The following is a 17,686-nucleotide window of genomic DNA, read 5'->3' as shown; positions in this document are numbered from 1 at the left end:
TTTAGAGGATGTACGCGGCGATCTTCCCTATCAGCCTGCGGCAGGACCGCAGGCCAATCTCTTCCATCGCGTGCCGCCTGTGATCGTCACATGTTTGGGAGCAGTAGGGTGAGTCAACGGCGGGCAGATCTTTTGCTGGTATTGATCGCGCTTATCTGGGGCACAACGTTTACCATCGTCCACGAGGCGGTGGCGACGTTTCCGGCATTGGCGCTGATCGCACTGCGGTTTGGATGCGCGGCAGCGGTCTTCTTGCCGACGCTGGCGCGGCGACGGGCCGAGCTAACCCGACAGGTCGTAGTGGTCGGCGCGCTGCTGGGCGCTCTGTTATTTGCCGGGTTTGCCAGCCAGACGCTCGGCCTTCAGTACACCAGCCCGGCGCGGGCCGGATTCATCACCGGGCTGAACGTGGTGCTGGTGCCGCTGCTTGGCCTGGGCTTTGGGCAGCAGCCGCCCCGGCGCGCGGTCGTCGGCGTGGCGCTGGCCGTGGTTGGCTTAGCAGTTCTTTCGTGGGGCTGCCGCATACCGTGGCTTGGCTGTACCGTGGGCGTGGACGCGACGCCCGCCCAGCGCTTGGGCGACCTGCTGGTGCTGGTCTGCGCGTTTGCGTTCGCCATGCATATCGTCGCGGTTAGCCGCTGGGCAACCACGCTGCCGATCGTGCCGATCAACACGGTTCAGTTGATCGTCGCGGCGCTGCTGGCAACCGGCGCGGCGATCATGAGCGATTGGCCGCTTCCCGCGCCGTCCTGGGGCGTCTGGGGAGCCGCGCTGTTTCTGGGATTGGTTGCGACCGCGCTGGTGTTCGCGCTGCAACTGAAGCTGCAACGCTACACCACGGCGACGCATACGGCGTTGATTTTTGCGCTTGAGCCGGTCTTTGCGGCGCTCTTCTCGTGGCTGTGGATCGGCGAGGTGCTGACGGCGGCGGTCTGGCTCGGCGGCGGCCTGATGCTGCTGGGCGTGATCGTGGCCGAGGTTTCGCTCAGCCGCAATGCGTCACCCGACAAGCTGGCCCAGGTGATCGCCGACGACGTGATGCTGGACGGTGCGCGATGATCGCGGCGGTGCTCTTCGACCTCGACGGGCTGCTGGCCGATAGCGAGCCGCTGCAAAAAAGAGCGTGGCATCGCTTTGTCGAGCGCTACGATCGCGTGCTTGAGCCGGAGCTGATCGATCGCATGTTTGGCCTGCGGCTGCTCGACAGCGCCGCGCTGGTGCGCCAGGAGTTGAGCCTGCCGCTCTCGGTCGAGCAGGTGATGGCAGAGCGCGACGCGCTTTTTCTGGACTCGCTGCCGGGCGTGCTCCAGCCAATGCCGCAGGCGAGCGCGACGGTCGCGGCGATGCACAGGCTTGGGCTGCGCACGGCGCTGGCGACATCGGGACACCAGCGCTATGTGACGATCGCGCTGCGTGAGCTGGGGCTGGAGCACGCCTTCGATGCGATTGTCACCGGCGATACGGTGACACGGGGCAAGCCCGCCCCGGATATTTTCTTACGAGCCGCCGAGCTGCTGGACGTGTCGCCCGCGCAGTGCGTGGTGGTGGAAGATGCGCCGCATGGGATCGCAGCCGCGCGGGCGGCGGGCATGTTCGCAGTGGCGGTGCCCAACGAGCTGACACGCGATCTCGACTTCGGCGCGGCGCAGATGCTATGCCAATCGCTGGGCGCGTTTCGAGTCTGGATCGAGCAGCAACAACGGCAGGTTGGACGATGAGCGATACGACGCTGGTGGTGCTGGTGACGGCACCAACGATCGAAGAGGCGGCGCAGCTTGGCCGGGCGCTGGTAGAAGAGCGGCTGGCCGCCTGCGCGAACCTTGTGCCGGGCCTGCGGTCGATCTATCGCTGGCAGGGGGCGATCCAGGATGATGCCGAGGTGCTGCTGCTGATCAAGACCAGCGCAACGCATCTCGATCAACTGACACAGCGGATCGTGGAGCTGCACTCATATGAGACGCCTGAGGTGCTGGCGCTGCCAGTTGTCGGCGGCTCGTCGGCGTATCTACAATGGCTAGCCATGCAGGTGGGACCGGAGGACCAGCCATGATCTCACAGACCTTTCAGGAAGACTCGTCCTCACCATCGCCCGCATCGGAGTCGGACACGTTCGACCAGATCCTTGACCGACAGCTCCAGCAACTGCTGCTCGACTTACAGCTCTACGTGCCGTACGATGTCGCGGCGGTCTGGCTGGGCCATGACGATCACCCGGCCCTGCGCGTGGTCTATCCCGACCACGCGGTGCTGCCGTCGACGCTATCGCCGCGCCATTTTATCTTTCAAACCACCGCCGAGGCCGCGCGAATCGCCGATCTGCACAGCCAGCCGGACATTCACGAGGGCGATCTGCGCTGCTGGCTGGGCGTGCCGCTGGTGCTGCACGGCATGCGGCGCGGCTGGGTCGAGATGCTCAGCACACAGCCGAATCGGTTTAGCGACACCCATCTGCGGCAGGCCGAGACGCTGGTACGCTACGCGGCGCTCGGCCTGGCGCAGCTCGAAGTGGCAGCGCACACGCGGCATGAGATGGCGGCGCAGCGCCATATGCTGCGCGGCATCGAAGCGGCGCTGCTCGCGCCCAGCCTGCGCGATACGTTTCAGGCGCTGCTCGGAGAAATCGTGACGGCGAGCGAAGCCGTGGCGGGAACGCTGATGCTGCCGACCGAGCTGGCCTATGGGCTTGGCTTCAATCAGGCGGTGCCGCCGCCACCAGATGCAGGCCCGATCGAGGACGAGCGCCTGATGACGGTCGTCGCGCAGTGGCCGCAGCCCGATCCGGCGGGCCAGCCCGATCCAGCAGCCGGGTCGGCGGCGACGATGCAGCGGGGCGAGGCCGGGCTGGTGCTACCCTTTATCCACGAGCACGAGGCGCTCGGCTGGGCCGAGCTGTATTACACGACACCGCTGCCGTTTGGCGTGGTCGAGCCTGCGGCGCTCCAGCAGATCAGCGCGATCGTGACGGCGCTGATGGTCTGGCTGCGCGAGCAGATCCAGTGTGAGCAGCAGGCGCAGCAATCGGTGCGTATGCTGGTGCAGCATATCCACCAGATGCGCTCCAGCGCGATCAGCGATCTGGTCGAGGGTCTGGCGCACGAGCTCCAGAATCCGATCAGCGCGATTATCGGGCTGGCCTCGCTGCTGCGGCGCGACCCGACGCTCCCGGAGGCGGCGGACAGCGATGCGCAGGCGATCATCGCCGAGGCGCAGCGCGTCGGCGAGTTTGTCAAGCGGCTGTCGAACTTCGGCCATACCAGCGCCATGACCAAAGTGCCGGTCAAGCTCAACGAGGTCGTCGGCGATACACTGGCCGTGGTCAAGGGCCTGACCCAGCAGCGACAGGTGGCGCTGCATTGCCGTCTGCCGGAAGAATCGCCGGTGGTGCTCGGCAATCGAGCGCAGTTACAGCAGGTCTGCCTGGATCTGCTCAACAACGCGCTCGACGCGATCGAAACCAGCGACGAGCCGGAGATCACCGTCGAGGTCGGCTGCGAGGGCCAGTGGGCGCTCGTGCGGATCGGCGATAACGGCTACGGCATTCCCGAAGATCTGCGCGACCGGATCTTCGCGCCTGGGTTTACCACCAAAACCTCCGGCGGTATGCGGCGCGGCCTCGGCATCGGGCTACCGATCGCCCTGGACATCGTTCGCAACCACTGGGGCACGATCACCGTTACCTCGCAGATCTGGGAGGGAAGCTGTTTTACAATGCGTTTGCCGCAGATCTAGACGTTCACTATTGTTAACGGTACACTTCTGATACTACGCCCACCCGTAAGGAATGTCTCTATGCAGATAACCCAGGCGCTGAGTGCTCCAACGACGACTCCACGGCTGCTGGTCGTGGAAGATGATCCGCTGGTCCGAACCGTCTGCGTACGGTTGCTGAAGATGCGGCAGTATGAAGTCGATCAGGTTGACAATGGGCTGCGCGCATTAGAGCGGCTGGGCGAGGCGGCCTATGACATCGTGCTGACCGACCTGAGCATGCCGCTGCTCAACGGGCTGGGGCTGCTGCGCCAGGTCAGGGAGCGCTACCCCGACACCGACACGATCATGATTACCGCCTTCGGCTCGATCGACACCGCCAAGCAAGCGATCAAGCTCGGCGCGTTCGATTATCTGACCAAGCCGCTGGAGCTTGACGACCTGGAGCGCACGGTCCAGACCTGTCTGGAGATGCGCGAGCTGAAACGCCTCCGCAACGAGCGCGAGACACTCTCGGAGATGGTCGCCCTGATGGAACTGAGCCGGACGATCTCGGCGCGGCTTGACGTGACTTCGCAAATCCGCGATTTTATCGGCCAGCTTCGCAACCGCTTCAGCCCGACGAGCGTGGCCCTCTCGCTGCTCGATCCCAACGAGCATAAGCTCACGCTGATGGATCAGAAAGGGATCGCCAACGGCATCGATGTTGGACGGGCCGTGGCGCTGACCAGGCTGAGCAGCGATGAGAGCATCGTACGGGCACACGCCGATCTGGTGAATCATCACGAAACCGAGAATCAGATTATGCATGTGCTGCGGGTGCAGGATCGGCCCGTGGGTGTGCTCCAGATGACCTGGAGCGAAAGCATGCCGCTGAGCGGTAAAGACGCGCAGCTCTTCGAGGTCTTCACCTCCAGTATGGCGGTCGCGCTGGAGAACGGACGGCTGTACAGCAAGCTGAAGCATCAAAATCTGCAAACGATCGCGGCGCTGGCGGCGGCGATCGATGCGCGCGATACGTACACCAGCGGCCACTCCGAGCAGGTGACGAAGTATGCCGTGCGCATGGCTGAGGTGATGGAGCAAACCGAAACCTGGATCGAGCGGCTGCGCTACGGCGCGCTGCTGCACGATGTCGGTAAGATCGGCGTGCCCGACTCGATCTTGCTGAAGCCGGGCGCGCTCACGCCCGAAGAGTTCGAGCGCATGAAGCAGCATCCGATCACGGGCGCGCGCATCGTCGAGCGGGTGCTGGACGATGTCCGCGATATTATTCGCCATCACCACGAGCGCTACGACGGCACGGGCTATCCCGATGGCCTCAAGGGCGAGGAGATCCCGCTTGAGTCGCGGGTGATCGCCGTGGCCGACGCGCTGGACGCCATGACCTCGGATCGAGCCTATCGCAAGGGCATGTCGGTGGAGCAGGCGGTCAAGATCTTGCGCGCCGGTCGCAACGAGCAGTGGCAGGGCGACATCGTGGATGTGCTGATCGATCTGATCGAGAGCGAGGGCGAGACGCTGCTGGAAGGCAAGGATCGGCCAGCGCAGGCCACGTTCTGCGACGGCAACATCGGGACGTTGATCCAGTAGGCCCTCACCCCGCTTCGCTGTGCCCAGCACCCCTCTCCCATCGCGATAGGAGAGGGGACGGGTGTGAGGGCCGGTGCTGGCCTCTAGCTAAACTACCTCCGGTATTCATGAAACACAAAACGATTCGGGAGTGTTTCCCGAATCGTCTTTGCTTTCCGTGTGATCGCGCAGCTAGTCCTGAAGCTCAAAGTTGGCGATCGGCGTGCCCTGGTGCAGCACAAAGAGATTGCCGTCGCGCGTCTCGACCTCGACGTACTCGCCGACCAGATGCTCCGGCAGCGGGCCGTACCGCTTGCCGCCGAAGCTGATCCGGTGGGTGCTGCTGACCTTCCGGCGCATCACGCCGCCCTCGTCATGCTCCTCCTCGCCGCCCTGCTCATCGACGGCCTCATCCTGTCCGCCCCGGTCAGCATCCGCAGCCGCACCCGGCTTACTGCGCTCCAATGCGCTCCACGGAATCACAAAGCGCTCGGCCTGATCGATGATCGGCTGTGGCAGCGCGGCGGCAAGCTGCTGGCGACGGCGGACGATCACGAAGGCGAGCAGCCCGCTGGCGAGCGCCAGGAGCAACCAACGAAATTGCTGTTGAGTCATATCGAACTCTCTACACTTTCTGTTATGGATGATGCCGTTTCGTGGCGGAGGCTACGCAGCAGTGTCAGATTACGAATATCGGCGCTCTCGTCGGGCTCTTTCGGCGTTTCGATCACCATCGGCAGCGCGGCAAAGCGCGGATCGTTGACCAGCAGCCGAAAGCCTTCAACGCCGATCTCGCCCTCGCCGATCGCGGTGTGCCGGTCCAGGTGGCTGCCAAGCTTGCCCTTGCTATCGTTGAGGTGAAAGGCCTTGATGCGCTCGGAGCCGACCAGGCTGATCAGGCGATCGAACACGGCCTCATAGCCTTCCGGCGTGCGAAAGTCGTAGCCTGCCGCGAAGATATGGCAGGTATCGACACACACGCCGACCCGATCGGGACGCGAGACGCGATCCAGCAGCCAGGCAATCTCCTCGAAGCGACTACCCAGGCAGGTGCCCTGTCCGGCAGTAGTTTCGAGCAGCACCATCGTCTCGCCGCCGACGCCCTCGGCAAACAGCCGGTTGAGCGCCTCGACCTCACGGGCCAGGCCCGCGTCGCAGCCTGAGCCGGTGTGCGCGCCCGGATGCGTTACCAGATAGGGGATGCCAAGCTGCTCGCAGCGCTCCAGCTCATGCGCAAAGGCCGCGATCGATTTTTCCCAGAGATCGTCTTTGGGCGACGCCAGATTGATCAGGTACGAGTCGTGGACGATCAGCGGGCCGATGCCGGTGCGCGCCTGCTCCGCCTTGAACTTTTGGATAGCTTCCTCGTCAAGCGGCTTGGCATTCCACTGCCGCTCGTTCTTGCTGAAGATCTGCATCGTCCGGCAGCCCACGGACTCGCCGCGCGCAAAGGCCGTGTACAGGCCACCAGAGATCGACATATGTGCGCCAAAATTCATGAAGCGCATTATAGCACCGCTGGCGTTGCGGCGCATCCTGTGCGGGAATTTTGAAAGCCGAGAACAAACGAAAGAACAAAAAAACCAGGCGCTCAACTTCTTTGTTCGCTTGTTCCCTTGCTCGCCTGATCCCTTGCTCCCCAACCCAGACTAAGGATATTGTAATCGTCCCATGTTCTGTAGCGCCGCGTCGTATGGTATAATGCGCGCCGCTTTACCACCCACACACAACGTTCTGTGCGATAGTTGGAGTGTTTCTCGTGCCCACGATCCTTATCGTCGATGACGATGCTAACTTACTTTCATCGCTTGGGGCAATCCTTGAGGCCGATGGTCATCGCGTGCTGCACGCCAGCAAGCTTGAGCAGGCAGGCCGCTTTGTCGCCACCGAGATCATTGATATTGTGCTGCTCGAAGTTGAAACCGACCACGGACATGGCTGGGATTTTCTCCGCGAGCTTGCCACACTCCGCAGCGCGCCCGTGGTCGTCATAAGCAGCCATGGCCTCGAAGAAGATGTTGTCGCCGCGTTCGATCTGGGCGCCGTCGATTATCTTGCCAAGCCGTTTCGGACCAACGAGCTGATCGCGCGGGTTCGTGTCCGCTTACGTGAGGCCCTGCGGCAGAGGCCGATCACGCCCCAGCCGCAGGCTCCGATCGGCGGGCCGGTTTCCCGACCGGCTGCACCGCCGCCTGCGAGCACGCCCGAAACAAGCATGTACGCCGCCGATGATTTCGATCGGGACGCGCCCGTCTTTATGGACGCCGCCGCCGAGCATTCGCTACTTCAGGAGCGCGCCGCCTTCGAGGCATATGCCGGGAACATTGAGGAGCTGCCGCTGGGACAACGCCTGCGCGCGGCCCGTCAGCGGGGCAACCTCTCGCTGGTACAGGTCGAACTCGACACCAAGCTGCGCATCTGGTATTTGCAGGCCATGGAGGAGGCCCGCTTCGGGATGCTGCCGCGCGGCATGGCCGAGCAGATGCTGCGCACCTACGCCAAGTACCTGGGCCTGGATGTCGAGCACGCTGTTGGCGATTTCCAGCGTGAGTTCGCCGATCTGCCTGTACAGCCGCTTGCCTACCTCGGCGGCAAGCCGGAGCCGCGTGATATTCCGCGCTGGCTCGTGATCACAGTTTCGGCGCTGCTGGCGCTGGCGCTCGGTATCGGCGGCCTCTGGTTCTTCGCCCCCGATCAGGTGATAGCGCTCAACAGCAACCTGCGCACGATGATCAGCCCGCCCACCGCGACGGCTACCCCGACGATCACGCCGCCCCCGACGCTGACGCCCACGCGCACGCCGGAGCCTACGGCAACCGCAACGGCGACGCCGACCACGACGCCAACCGTGACGCCGACCTCACCGCCGCCGCCGGAATTAACCGAGACGGCGACCGCAGGACCGTAGCGCCATTATGCCGGGGTGTGGGGCCTCCCCCACACCTTCCTCTTTCTCATGCACAATCACGTGTACAGTCCATGCTCGCTGATTCTCCGCTTGCTGAAGCTGATCGTCAAAAACGATCGCGGCATGATTTTTGCACTTTAATTCACAATATTGACCGAAGTTAAACCCTTTGTTATCCTTGGTACAACTGTCCTGCAAGACAGATTGACCATCACACCACGGCTGATCATCACATGTCAAGCACCTCAGTTTTACCGCGATACCGTGCAGCGCTGGTACGCTTGACCGTCCTCTGATCGTCAACATTGTTGTGTCGAAACGCCGACAATCCGTTGATGGCCCCCTGTTGAGATCAAAGAAGATCTCAGTCATTTAGGAGGATTCGAATGCCGAATTTGGTCCGTATCTCCCTTGGTCTTGGCCTCTCACTGGCCTGTGCTCTGGCCGCCCTTCAGCCCGCCGCCGCGTCTCCCACCGGCTCCGCGAAAGTCCCTGGTCAGTATATCGTCGTCCTGAAAGATAACGTCTCGGATGTCGATGGCCTGACCGGCAGGCTCGCCGCGCAGCATGGCCTTGGCGTGCTGCACACCTACAAGGCGGCGCTCAAAGGCTTTGCGGCAAAGGTTCCAGAAGGCAAGCTGGCCGATCTTCAAGCCGATCCAAACGTCGCATCGATCACCCAGGATGAAATCGTCTCGCTGCCTGTCCAGACCATGGCAAAGCCCGGCGGTGGCTCGCAGGCACAGAGCATCCCAACCGGCATTCTGCGTATTGGCGGTAACTTGAGCAGCACGCTTTCGGGCAACGGCTCCGGCTCGGTCAACGTCGACGTGGCGGTCATCGACACCGGCATTCAGATCAACCACCCCGATCTGAACGTGGTCGGCGGCAAGAACTGCCAGACGGGCAACTCCTACGATGACGGTCACGGCCACGGCACGCACGTCGCCGGTACGATCGCCGCGAAGGACGATGCCAACGGCGTTGTCGGCGTCGCGCCTGGCGCTCGTCTGTGGGCGGTGCGCGTGCTGAATAACTCCGGCTCCGGCACCACCTCGACGGTGATCTGCGGTATCGACTGGGTGACGGCCAACGCCGGTACGATTGAGGTCGCCAACATGAGCCTCGGCGGCTCCGGCAGCGATAGCAACTGCGGCGGCAGCGATACCTACCACAACGCGATCTGCAACTCGGTCAACGCGGGCGTGACCTACGCCGTCGCGGCGGGCAACTCGGCGGCGGACGCCCGGAGCTTCCGCCCGGCGACCTATAACGAGGTCATCACCGTCTCGGCACTGGCCGACTTCAACGGCGCGCCCGGCGGCGGCGCTGCGGCTACCTGCCGCGCGGACGTCGACGATACCTTCGCCGACTTCAGCAACTACGGCGCGGACGTGGACATCATCGCGCCGGGCGTCTGCATCAACTCCACCTGGAAGGGCAGCGCCTACAACACGATCAGCGGCACGTCGATGGCGTCGCCGCACGTCGCAGGCGCTGCGGCGCTCTACAAGGCCAACAACCCCAGCGCCTCGCCGAGCCAGGTCAAGAGCGCGCTCCAGAATGCGGGCAACCTCAACTGGAATACCGCGACCGACCCCGACGGCAACCCGGAGCGGCTGCTGAACGTCAGCAGCTTCTAGCGCTTCCGCACAATCCACGGCAATCGAGCGAGACGTGATGAACATGTCTCGCTCGTCGTTTAAGCGCCCCGGCTTTGACACAACACAGACGAGCATGGCACAATGAAGCGGCAGCGTGCCGCGAGGCCGGGGGTTCGGGATCTCCGTATCGTCCCGCTCGTCGATCAGGCATCGCGGCAGAGATTCTGAGCCTGTCGTCGGATCTGAAAGCAAGAAGGAACAAGCCCACAAGCTCATGCCAGAACTACCCGAAGTCGAAACCGTCAGACGTTCGCTCCAGCAAGCGCTGGCCGGACGCAGTATCGCCGAGGTGACGCGCGTCTCCTGGCCGCGCACGATCGCCGAGCCTGCGCCCGAAATCTTCTGCGAACTCCTGCGTGATCGCGCGATCCGAAGCGTCGATCGCCGTGCCAAATATGTGATCATCCATCTCGATCGTGATGAAGCGCTGGTGATCCACCTACGCATGACCGGACAGCTCACGGTGGTTGATGCCGCCGCCGCGCCCGACAAACATACGCATGTCGCGCTGCGCCTCGAAACGCATCAGCAGATCTTTTTCCGCGACACGCGCAAGTTTGGCCGGATCTGGCTGCTGGACCGGCAGGGCCTTGAGGCGCTCGACCGCAAGCTTGGCCCTGAGCCGCTCGACGAGGCGCTGACCGCCGAGGAATTTCGCACGCTGCTGCGCAAGCGCAAGGGACGGCTCAAGCCGCTGCTGCTGGATCAGCGCTTGATCGCCGGGCTGGGCAACATCTATGCAGATGAGGCGCTCTGGATGGCGCGGCTGCATCCGCTGCAAACCGTCGGCGAGACGAGCGACGAGCAGATCGATGCGCTGCACGACGCGATCCGCGAGGTGCTGAGCCGCAGTATCCAGAATCGCGGCACCACGCTCGCCGACTACCGCGACGCGCTGGGAATCAAGGGCGACAACCAGAACCATCTCAGCGTCTACGCCCGCAAGGATCAGCCCTGTCTGCGCTGCGGCACGTCGATCGAGCGCATCACCGTTGCGCAGCGCGGCACGCATCTCTGCCCGCACTGCCAGCAGATCCCAGCCGATGCGCTGCGACGCGGCGAGGGCTAGCCTATGGCAGTTTCGACGCTCACGGACGCGCCGCAGACCACAATGCAGCGCCTGGCCGTCTCGCTGATCGCCACGGTCAAGAACGAGGCCGACAACATTGCCGATCTGCTCGACTCGATGCTGGCGCAGACGCGCGCGCCGGACGAGATCGTGATCAACGATAATCACAGCACCGACGAGACTCCCGCGATTGTCGAGCGCTATATCGCGGCGGGCCATCCGATCAGGCTGGTCCGGGGCGGCTTCAACATTCCCTCCGGTCGCAACAACGCGATCCGTCACGCGCGCGGCCCGCTGATCGCCTCGTGCGATGCCGGGCTGGTCCTGCCGCCTCACTGGCTGGAGACGATCGTCGCGCCGCTGGAGCGGGGCGAGGCCGATCTGGTCGGCGGCTTTTACGAGCCAGCGCCGCGCTCGACCTGGGAGCTGGCACTGGGCGCGACCAACTTTCCCGATGCCCGCGAGATCGATCCGGCGGCGTTTCTGCCGGGCGGCAACTCGATGGCCTTCACCAAAAGCGCCTGGGGGTCGGTCGGCGGCTACCCCGAATGGGCCGACACCTGCGAGGATCTGGTCTTCGACCTGGAGCTGAAGCGGCGCGGCTATCGCATGGTCTTCGCGCCGGAAGCGGCGGTGCAGTTTCGGCCCCGCGAGAGTGCGCGCGCCTACTTCTGGCAGTACTTCACCTATGCCCGTGGCGACGGCGTGGCCGATCTGTGGCTGCGGCGTCATCTGATCCGCTACGCCTCCTACATCGGGCTGCTCGGCGTGGTGCTGCTCGCGCGGCGCTGGCGATCGAGCCTGCTGCTCTTGCTGCCGGGCATCGTCTACCACACCTACAGGCCGTACCGTCGCCTGTGGTCGCGCAGCCGCGATCTGCCGCTCCGCCAGCGGCTGGCAGCCTGCGCCTGGGTGCCAGCGGTCCGGCTGATCGGCGATCTCGGCAAGATGGCGGGCTATCCGATCGGGCTGTGGCGCAGACGCGCCAGACGCCAGGCGCAGGGGCGATAGCGCGATGCTCTGGAATAGACGGGTTTAGGCAGCCTCCGTCGCAGCAGAAAAGGCGTATCATACGTTAAGAACGTGTTACCGGATGAGACGAGGAGCGCCATATGTTCGATCGTTTCCGCAAAACGTATGACCGTACGCCGACGGGCATGGCGGATCGCGTGCCGCCGGGCCAGTACGTGACCGAAAAGTTCCCCGTGCTGCACTACGGCTCGGTTCCCACGTATAAAGATGTCGAGAATGACTGGGATCTGCGCGTCTGGGGCGAGATCGAGGAGCCTCAGCGGTTTTCATTCGCCGAGTTTCGCGGCCTGCCGACCACGACGATCACGACTGACATCCACTGCGTGACGCGCTGGAGCAAGCTCGACACTCCCTGGACCGGCGTGCAGTTCAAGGAGTTTTTGCGGCATATCCCGCCGCTCAAGCCGGGCGCGAAGTATATTTTGTGGCACTGCGAGCACGGCTTTACCGCCAACGTGCCGCTTGAGATCATGCTTGAGGACGACGCGATGCTGGCCTATCTCTTCGAGGGCCGGGAGCTAGACCCGGAGCATGGCTTTCCACTGCGTGCGCTGGTGCCCAAGAAATATTTTTGGAAATCGGCGAAGTGGCTGCGCGGCATCGAGTTTCTTAGTCACGATCAGCTTGGCTTCTGGGAGCGCTACGGCTACAACAATCACGCCGATCCCTGGCAGGAGGAGCGCTACGCCGAAGACGAGTAGCTGGGTAGTGATTGCGAATATGTCCGTGGGGGCATAGCGCGATACGCTCCAGGGCACGGCGCGCCGTGCCCTGCAAGGTCAATCAACCTTGTGCCCGTCGCTGCCGGTTTTCGCCTGCTCCTGAAGATGGATGGTGATCGTCATCTCGCCCTCGTGAATCCGTACGCTGACGGGCAGGCCCACGCCGCGCGCGAGCCGCTGCATGCCAAGGTTTTCGGGCAGCGTAATCGCGTACAGCCGCTTGATGTCCTGCACCAGCGCTACCTGCACCAGCAGATCGAAGATCGTGCGCCCGATCCCTTCACGCTGAAAATCGTCGCGCACCACGATCGCGACCTCCGCCGTGTCCGAGAGCGGCGTTTCGCGGATCATGCGCGCGACCGCCACCGCCTGCTCGCGGCCATCCACGTCGATCGTGCCGATCAGCGCCGCCTGAATGCGCGGATCGATCTCCGAAAGGCGCGTTGCCTCATCCCACAGCCGATCTTCGGGAATGCCCACCGGCGAGAAAAAGCGTAGCCATCTGGTATGCTCCGAAAGGTTATGGAACAGATCGACCAGCAGCGTCGCATCCCGCGCCACGATATGCCGGATGCACACGCACTGGCCGCTGCGGGTCGTAATGCCAACCTTGCCGTGTCCGAGCGGATAGGGTACGCCGATGGTCGTGCTCGCTGTTTCAGTCATGGCTCTCATCGGCGATCGTTGCGATTGCCGCGCCGCTGTGCCCGCGCCGCCGACCACAACCATCGCTCCGTGTATGCGCTGCTTCTACCAACAGCATAGCACAGAACCGTGCAATCGGCGGGCCGCGCTCCCCGGTGATGCAGCACGTGCCGCAAATTGGTACACTGCTGCCTATATTCTGCGACCGCGATTGTGGCGACATTCTGTATAATAGCCAGACAGAAGTTGTTGGAGTTGTTATGGATGAGCAGGTTAGACAGGATGGCGATACGCATGTGCGCCGTCGTTTGTACAAAACGGTGCCAGATCAGCCACGCGCCTTTTTAGTTGGCCTCGAAGTCTTTGCCGATCATAGCTCGTGGAGCGCGCAAGACTCGCTCGATGAGCTCGCGCTGCTGTCGGATACCGCCGGGCTTGACGTGGTCGGCACGACCTACCAGAAGCTGAGCAAGCCGTATCCAAAGCATTACATCGGGCCGGGCAAGGTGCAGGAGATCGCCGATCTCAAGGGCGAGCTGCACTATGATATCGTCGTCTTCGACGATGAGCTGACCGGCTCGCAGACCCGCAACCTTGAGGAGTCGCTGCAAACGCGGGTGATCGACCGCACGCAGCTTATTCTGGACATTTTCGCGCAGCACGCGCAGACCCGCGAGGGCCGCTTGCAGGTGGAGCTGGCGCAGCACGAGTATCTGCTGCCGCGTCTGCGCGGCCAGTGGGGCCATCTCTCACGCCAGACCGCCCAGGGCGCCGCGGGCGGCTCCGCCGTCGGCGTGCGCGGCCCCGGCGAGACTCAGCTTGAGACTGACCGGCGGCTGGTTGGGCGGCGGATCGCCTTTCTGAAAGAGCAGATCGAGGAGGTGCGCCGCCACCGCGAGCGCTACCGCCAGCGCCGACGCCAGAGCGGCATTCCGGTCGTATCGCTGGTAGGCTACACCAACGCCGGAAAATCGACGCTGCTCAACGCGCTGTCGGGCGCGGGCGTGCGAGCCGAAAACCAGCTCTTTGCCACGCTCGATCCGACGACGCGCCAGGTAACGCTGCCGGGCGGTCGCCAGATCTTGCTGACCGATACCGTGGGCTTTATTCAGCGCTTGCCCACCGCGCTGGTCGCGGCCTTCCGCGCGACGCTGGAGGAGATTCAGGAGGCTGATATTCTGCTGCATGTCCTCGACATCACGCATCCCAACGCCGAGGAGCAATCGGAGACGGTGCTGGAGACGCTGGCCGATCTTGAGGTCGACGAGAAGCCGATCCTGACGGTGCTCAATAAGATCGACGAGCTGGAGGGCGTGGACAAAGGCGGCGTCGAGCGGCTGGCCGAGGAGATGAACCTGCCCGCCGACTATATTCCCGTCTCAGCCGAGCAGGGCTGGGGCCTGAATCTGCTTCAGGAGCGCATCGAGGAGGCGCTGGGCGGCCAGATGACGCCGCTGATAGCGCTGATTCCGTACACCCGCAACGATCTGGTCGCCCTCTGGCGACAGCGCGGCGTGCTCGACAACGAGGAGTATCAGGATCATGGCGTCTATGTCACGGGCAAGCTGCCGCTGCAACTCGTGAGCCAGTTCACGCCGTTCCGCATCGCGACCGCCGAAAATCAAGCCAACGAGTAGGCGCGAGTGTATCGCGCCTACTCTCTATAAGTAAGACGTATGCCACACTACATCGTGATCGAGGGCGTGATCGGCGTGGGCAAGACGACGCTCACCCGGCTGCTCGCCAAACCATTTAGCGCCAACGTCCTGCTCGAAGTCGTCGAGGAAAATCCGTTCCTGTCGGACTTCTACGGCGATCGGGCGCGGTATGCGTTCCAGACGCAGACGTTCTTTCTGCTGAGCCGCTACAAGCAGCAGACCGGCGAGGTCGCGCCGCAGATTGGCCGCGCTAACCTGCTCAGCGATTATCTCTTCGCCAAGAACGAGATCTTCGCCCGCCAGAATCTCTCCAGCGATGAGCTGACGCTCTTCTATCAGTTGTACCGCACGCTGTCGGCGCACATCCCGAAGCCCGATCTGGTGGTCTATTTGCAGGCCGATGTCGATACGCTCATGGCGCGGATCGCGCTGCGCGACCGGCCCTTCGAGCGCGACATGGACCGGCAGTACATCGCCGATCTACGCGACGCCTACGAGGAGTTTTTCGCGAGCTACACCGAGACGCCGCTGCTGACGGTCGCGACGGATGCGCTGAATCTGGTGCGCGATCTGCAGGCCCGCGCGCAGGTTGTCGGGCAGATCCGCGCGGCGCTGGCAGGCTACCAGCAGCCGTCGCTGCTGCCGCTGTAGCAGGACCAGATCAAGCGGACGTATTTCTGCTGAAGGGAGCAGGCGATGGATGTTTTCGAGGCGATCTCTACGCTCCTGGCCGTGCGAATCTACCAGGACCGCCCCGTGCCTGAGGAGAGCATCCGGCGGATTTTGGAGGCCGGGCGGCTGACCGGCAGCGGCAGGAATGCGCAGCCCTGGCATTTTATCGCCGTTCAAGATCGCGACACGCTGCGCCAGATCGGAGCCCTGATGCCCACCGGCCCCTACATCGCGCAGGCACCGCTGGCGATCGTCGTTGCGATCGACCAGATGCCGACCGCCGTCTCGGATGCCAGCCGCGCGATCCAGTCGATGCTGCTGACCGCCTGGGCCGATGGGCTGGGATCGAACTGGGCCGGCTTCGGCGGGGTGGACGTGCTCAAGCCGCTGCTGGGCATTCCCGATGATCTGGACGTTTTCGCCGTTCTCTCGATTGGCTACCCCACGAGCGCGGTCGGGCAGGGCAAGAAAGTGCGCAAGCCGCTTGCTCAGGTCGCGCATCGCGAGCGCTTCGGCGATCCGTTCGAGTAGCGCGCCTGTGGCCCGATCCGCCCGCCGCCCACGCCACCGATTGATGATCGATCGTGAGCGGCGGGTGAAGATCCCCCGGAATTACTGCCGCACCAGCGCCAGCACCCGATCGCGGGCGACGCTCTGCTGCTCGCCGGAGCGCAGATTCTTGACCACCACCTCGCCGCGCGCCAGATCGTCGGGGCCGAGCACCAGCGCGTAGGGCACGTTCTTCTGATCGGCCTCCTTGAGCTGCTTGCCAAGCTTATCGGGCTGGAGCGCGGTGATCGTCGGAATGCCAGCGGCCCGTAGCTCCTGAGCCAGCCTGAGCGACTCGGCGACCTGCTCCGGGCCGAAGAGCGTCACATAGACACGCGGTGCGGAGTCGATCGGCGGCTGAAGACCAAGCTCGGTCATCACGATCTGCAAGCGCTCGATGCCGAACGCCGTGCCGACGGTGGGCACCTCTCGCCCGGCGAACGAGCCGATCAGCCTGTCGTAGCGCCCGCCGCCAAGCAGCGAGCCGATCGGCGGATTCTCGATCACGGCCTCGAAGACCAGCCCGGTGTAGTACGACAGGCCCCGCGCCAGACGCGGCGCGACCGCGTAGGCACGCGGATCGACGCCCTGCTCGGCCAAAAGCTGCACCACGGCAGCCACCGCCTCGACCGCCTGCTGGCCGCGCGGATCGGCTTGCAGCGCGCCGCGCATCGCCGAAAGTACTGTTTGCGGATCGCCCTCGATCGCGATGAGCTCGACGATCCGCGTCGCCGCGTCCGCGCTCACGCCGCTGTTGATCAGCTCATTGCGCACGCCATCCGCGCCGATCTTATCGAACTTATCGATCGCGCGATAGACCTGGCCCGCCTGCTCCTCCGCCACGCCCGCCACCCGCGCCAGCGCGGTCAGCACCTCGCGATGATTGAGCAGCACCTTGAAGCCGGTAAAGCCCAGCCGCGTCAGCGCCTCGCAGATCACCGCCACCACCTCCGCATCGGCCACGCGCGAGTCCACGCCCACGATGTCGAGGTCGAACTGGTAGAACTCGCGGTAGCGACCGCGCTGCTGTCGCTCGCCCCGGTAGGATGGCCCGAACGCATAGCGCCGGAACGGAAACACGATCTCGTTGGGATACTGCCCGACCACGCGCGCCAGCGAGACGGTCTGATCGTAGCGCAGTGCCAGCCGGTCGTCGCCGTACTGCAAGCGATAGATCAGCTTCTCATCGTCGCCGAGCTTGCCCGCCAGCGTCGCCTCGTACTCCACAATCGGCGTCTGCATCGGCTCGAAGCCGTAGCGCTCGGCCACCTCGGTCAGCGTCGCGACGATATATTGCCGCAGCCGCATGTCGCGCGGCAGGTAATCCTTCATGCCCTTGTAGGTTTGCGCTTTCACTGCCATCGGTATGCTCCTTAGATGAGGGATTGGAACATGTATCGATCGACGGACACACAAAAGCCTGGCCGCTGCTGCACGAGCGCTCGTGCATGTACGACACAGGCTTGAAGACGCGGACGACGCGGGGA

Annotated in this window: 17 protein-coding genes; 13 read left to right on the top strand and 4 right to left on the bottom strand. The window is 63.9% G+C overall.

What is annotated here, in order from left to right:
- Positions 1 to 108: 108 nt before the first annotated feature.
- Genes VFZ66_25945 through VFZ66_25925 form a run of 5 tightly spaced genes read left to right on the top strand, consistent with a single transcriptional unit; the run spans position 109 to position 5,301 of the window.
- The gene (locus tag VFZ66_25945) at positions 109 to 1,059 is read left to right on the top strand and encodes a DMT family transporter (protein HEX6292653.1); all 951 of its coding nucleotides are present in this window, start codon (positions 109 to 111) and stop codon (positions 1,057 to 1,059) included.
- The gene (locus VFZ66_25940; GenBank protein ID HEX6292652.1) at positions 1,056 to 1,718 is read left to right on the top strand and encodes an HAD family phosphatase; all 663 of its coding nucleotides are present in this window, start codon (positions 1,056 to 1,058) and stop codon (positions 1,716 to 1,718) included. Before VFZ66_25945 ends, VFZ66_25940 begins: the two co-directional genes overlap by 4 nt.
- A complete protein-coding gene (gene cutA, locus VFZ66_25935; GenBank protein HEX6292651.1) occupies positions 1,715 to 2,050 on the top strand; it encodes a divalent-cation tolerance protein CutA in 336 nt (111 codons plus the stop codon). The genes VFZ66_25940 and cutA overlap by 4 nt, the downstream gene beginning before the upstream one ends.
- Positions 2,047 to 3,729: a GAF domain-containing sensor histidine kinase gene (locus tag VFZ66_25930; protein ID HEX6292650.1), complete on the top strand. Its 1,683-nt coding sequence runs from the start codon at positions 2,047 to 2,049 to the stop codon at positions 3,727 to 3,729. The genes cutA and VFZ66_25930 overlap by 4 nt, the downstream gene beginning before the upstream one ends.
- Positions 3,730 to 3,789: 60 nt before the next feature.
- Positions 3,790 to 5,301: an HD domain-containing phosphohydrolase gene (locus VFZ66_25925; GenBank protein HEX6292649.1), complete on the top strand. Its 1,512-nt coding sequence runs from the start codon at positions 3,790 to 3,792 to the stop codon at positions 5,299 to 5,301.
- Between the two features lie 171 nt (positions 5,302 to 5,472).
- On the opposite strand, the gene VFZ66_25920 is transcribed toward VFZ66_25925, so the two are convergent.
- Together VFZ66_25920 and VFZ66_25915 are read right to left on the bottom strand one after the other, a co-directional pair.
- Entirely contained in the window at positions 5,473 to 5,895 is a 423-nt protein-coding gene (locus tag VFZ66_25920; GenBank protein ID HEX6292648.1) for a hypothetical protein, read from the bottom strand.
- On the bottom strand, positions 5,892 to 6,779 hold the full coding sequence (locus VFZ66_25915) for a deoxyribonuclease IV (GenBank protein ID HEX6292647.1): 888 nt from the start codon (positions 6,777 to 6,779) through the stop codon (positions 5,892 to 5,894). Before VFZ66_25915 ends, VFZ66_25920 begins: the two co-directional genes overlap by 4 nt.
- Before the next feature lie 260 nt (positions 6,780 to 7,039).
- On the opposite strand from VFZ66_25915, the gene VFZ66_25910 reads away from it, so the two are divergent.
- The 5 genes from VFZ66_25910 (at position 7,040) to VFZ66_25890 (ending at position 12,654) form a co-directional block, all read left to right on the top strand.
- Positions 7,040 to 8,188: a response regulator gene (locus VFZ66_25910; GenBank protein ID HEX6292646.1), complete on the top strand. Its 1,149-nt coding sequence runs from the start codon at positions 7,040 to 7,042 to the stop codon at positions 8,186 to 8,188.
- 386 nt (positions 8,189 to 8,574) lie between these two features.
- Positions 8,575 to 9,831 (top strand): S8 family peptidase, encoded by a 1,257-nt coding sequence (locus VFZ66_25905; protein HEX6292645.1) that lies wholly within the window; start codon positions 8,575 to 8,577, stop codon positions 9,829 to 9,831.
- Between the two features lie 235 nt (positions 9,832 to 10,066).
- Positions 10,067 to 10,921 carry a bifunctional DNA-formamidopyrimidine glycosylase/DNA-(apurinic or apyrimidinic site) lyase gene (gene mutM / locus VFZ66_25900; GenBank protein ID HEX6292644.1) on the top strand — a complete coding sequence of 285 codons (855 nt, stop codon included), beginning with the start codon at positions 10,067 to 10,069 and terminating at the stop codon, positions 10,919 to 10,921.
- A 3-nt stretch (positions 10,922 to 10,924) separates the two neighbouring features.
- A complete protein-coding gene (locus VFZ66_25895) occupies positions 10,925 to 11,932 on the top strand; it encodes a glycosyltransferase (GenBank protein ID HEX6292643.1) in 1,008 nt (335 codons plus the stop codon).
- A 101-nt stretch (positions 11,933 to 12,033) separates the two neighbouring features.
- The gene (locus VFZ66_25890; GenBank protein ID HEX6292642.1) at positions 12,034 to 12,654 is read left to right on the top strand and encodes a sulfite oxidase-like oxidoreductase; all 621 of its coding nucleotides are present in this window, start codon (positions 12,034 to 12,036) and stop codon (positions 12,652 to 12,654) included.
- Positions 12,655 to 12,732: 78 nt separating this feature from the next.
- Here the strand turns inward: VFZ66_25890 and VFZ66_25885 are convergent, their stop codons facing one another.
- Positions 12,733 to 13,341, bottom strand: a complete 609-nt coding sequence (locus VFZ66_25885; protein ID HEX6292641.1) for a GNAT family protein — start codon at positions 13,339 to 13,341, stop codon at positions 12,733 to 12,735.
- A gap of 239 nt (positions 13,342 to 13,580) precedes the next feature.
- On the opposite strand from VFZ66_25885, the gene hflX reads away from it, so the two are divergent.
- The 3 genes from hflX to VFZ66_25870 are packed head-to-tail and all read left to right on the top strand — an operon-like array spanning position 13,581 to position 16,181.
- Positions 13,581 to 14,957 carry a GTPase HflX gene (gene hflX, locus VFZ66_25880; protein HEX6292640.1) on the top strand — a complete coding sequence of 459 codons (1,377 nt, stop codon included), beginning with the start codon at positions 13,581 to 13,583 and terminating at the stop codon, positions 14,955 to 14,957.
- 39 nt (positions 14,958 to 14,996) lie between these two features.
- Positions 14,997 to 15,629 (top strand): deoxynucleoside kinase, encoded by a 633-nt coding sequence (locus VFZ66_25875; protein ID HEX6292639.1) that lies wholly within the window; start codon positions 14,997 to 14,999, stop codon positions 15,627 to 15,629.
- Positions 15,630 to 15,674: 45 nt separating this feature from the next.
- The gene (locus tag VFZ66_25870; GenBank protein ID HEX6292638.1) at positions 15,675 to 16,181 is read left to right on the top strand and encodes a nitroreductase family protein; all 507 of its coding nucleotides are present in this window, start codon (positions 15,675 to 15,677) and stop codon (positions 16,179 to 16,181) included.
- An 81-nt stretch (positions 16,182 to 16,262) separates the two neighbouring features.
- On the opposite strand, the gene hisS is transcribed toward VFZ66_25870, so the two are convergent.
- Positions 16,263 to 17,561, bottom strand: a complete 1,299-nt coding sequence (hisS, locus tag VFZ66_25865; protein ID HEX6292637.1) for a histidine--tRNA ligase — start codon at positions 17,559 to 17,561, stop codon at positions 16,263 to 16,265.
- Positions 17,562 to 17,686: the final 125 nt, after the last annotated feature.

It is taken from the genome of Herpetosiphonaceae bacterium (genome assembly GCA_036374795.1).
In the GTDB taxonomy this organism is placed as follows: Bacteria; Chloroflexota; Chloroflexia; order Chloroflexales; family Kallotenuaceae; genus LB3-1.
This window is presented reverse-complemented; position numbering and strand designations above follow the sequence as displayed.

Coding starts and splice junctions, on each gene's coding strand:
- VFZ66_25930 (HEX6292650.1), top strand. CDS start 2,047: ATGATCTCACAGACCTTTCAGGAAGACTCGTCCTCACCATCGCCCGCA.
- VFZ66_25905 (HEX6292645.1), top strand. CDS start 8,575: ATGCCGAATTTGGTCCGTATCTCCCTTGGTCTTGGCCTCTCACTGGCC.
- VFZ66_25870 (HEX6292638.1), top strand. CDS start 15,675: ATGGATGTTTTCGAGGCGATCTCTACGCTCCTGGCCGTGCGAATCTAC.
- cutA (HEX6292651.1), top strand. CDS start 1,715: ATGAGCGATACGACGCTGGTGGTGCTGGTGACGGCACCAACGATCGAA.
- mutM (HEX6292644.1), top strand. CDS start 10,067: ATGCCAGAACTACCCGAAGTCGAAACCGTCAGACGTTCGCTCCAGCAA.
- VFZ66_25920 (HEX6292648.1), bottom strand. CDS start 5,895: ATGACTCAACAGCAATTTCGTTGGTTGCTCCTGGCGCTCGCCAGCGGG.
- hisS (HEX6292637.1), bottom strand. CDS start 17,561: ATGGCAGTGAAAGCGCAAACCTACAAGGGCATGAAGGATTACCTGCCG.
- VFZ66_25925 (HEX6292649.1), top strand. CDS start 3,790: ATGCAGATAACCCAGGCGCTGAGTGCTCCAACGACGACTCCACGGCTG.
- hflX (HEX6292640.1), top strand. CDS start 13,581: ATGGATGAGCAGGTTAGACAGGATGGCGATACGCATGTGCGCCGTCGT.
- VFZ66_25940 (HEX6292652.1), top strand. CDS start 1,056: ATGATCGCGGCGGTGCTCTTCGACCTCGACGGGCTGCTGGCCGATAGC.
- VFZ66_25895 (HEX6292643.1), top strand. CDS start 10,925: ATGGCAGTTTCGACGCTCACGGACGCGCCGCAGACCACAATGCAGCGC.
- VFZ66_25890 (HEX6292642.1), top strand. CDS start 12,034: ATGTTCGATCGTTTCCGCAAAACGTATGACCGTACGCCGACGGGCATG.
- VFZ66_25885 (HEX6292641.1), bottom strand. CDS start 13,341: ATGACTGAAACAGCGAGCACGACCATCGGCGTACCCTATCCGCTCGGA.
- VFZ66_25915 (HEX6292647.1), bottom strand. CDS start 6,779: ATGAATTTTGGCGCACATATGTCGATCTCTGGTGGCCTGTACACGGCC.
- VFZ66_25875 (HEX6292639.1), top strand. CDS start 14,997: ATGCCACACTACATCGTGATCGAGGGCGTGATCGGCGTGGGCAAGACG.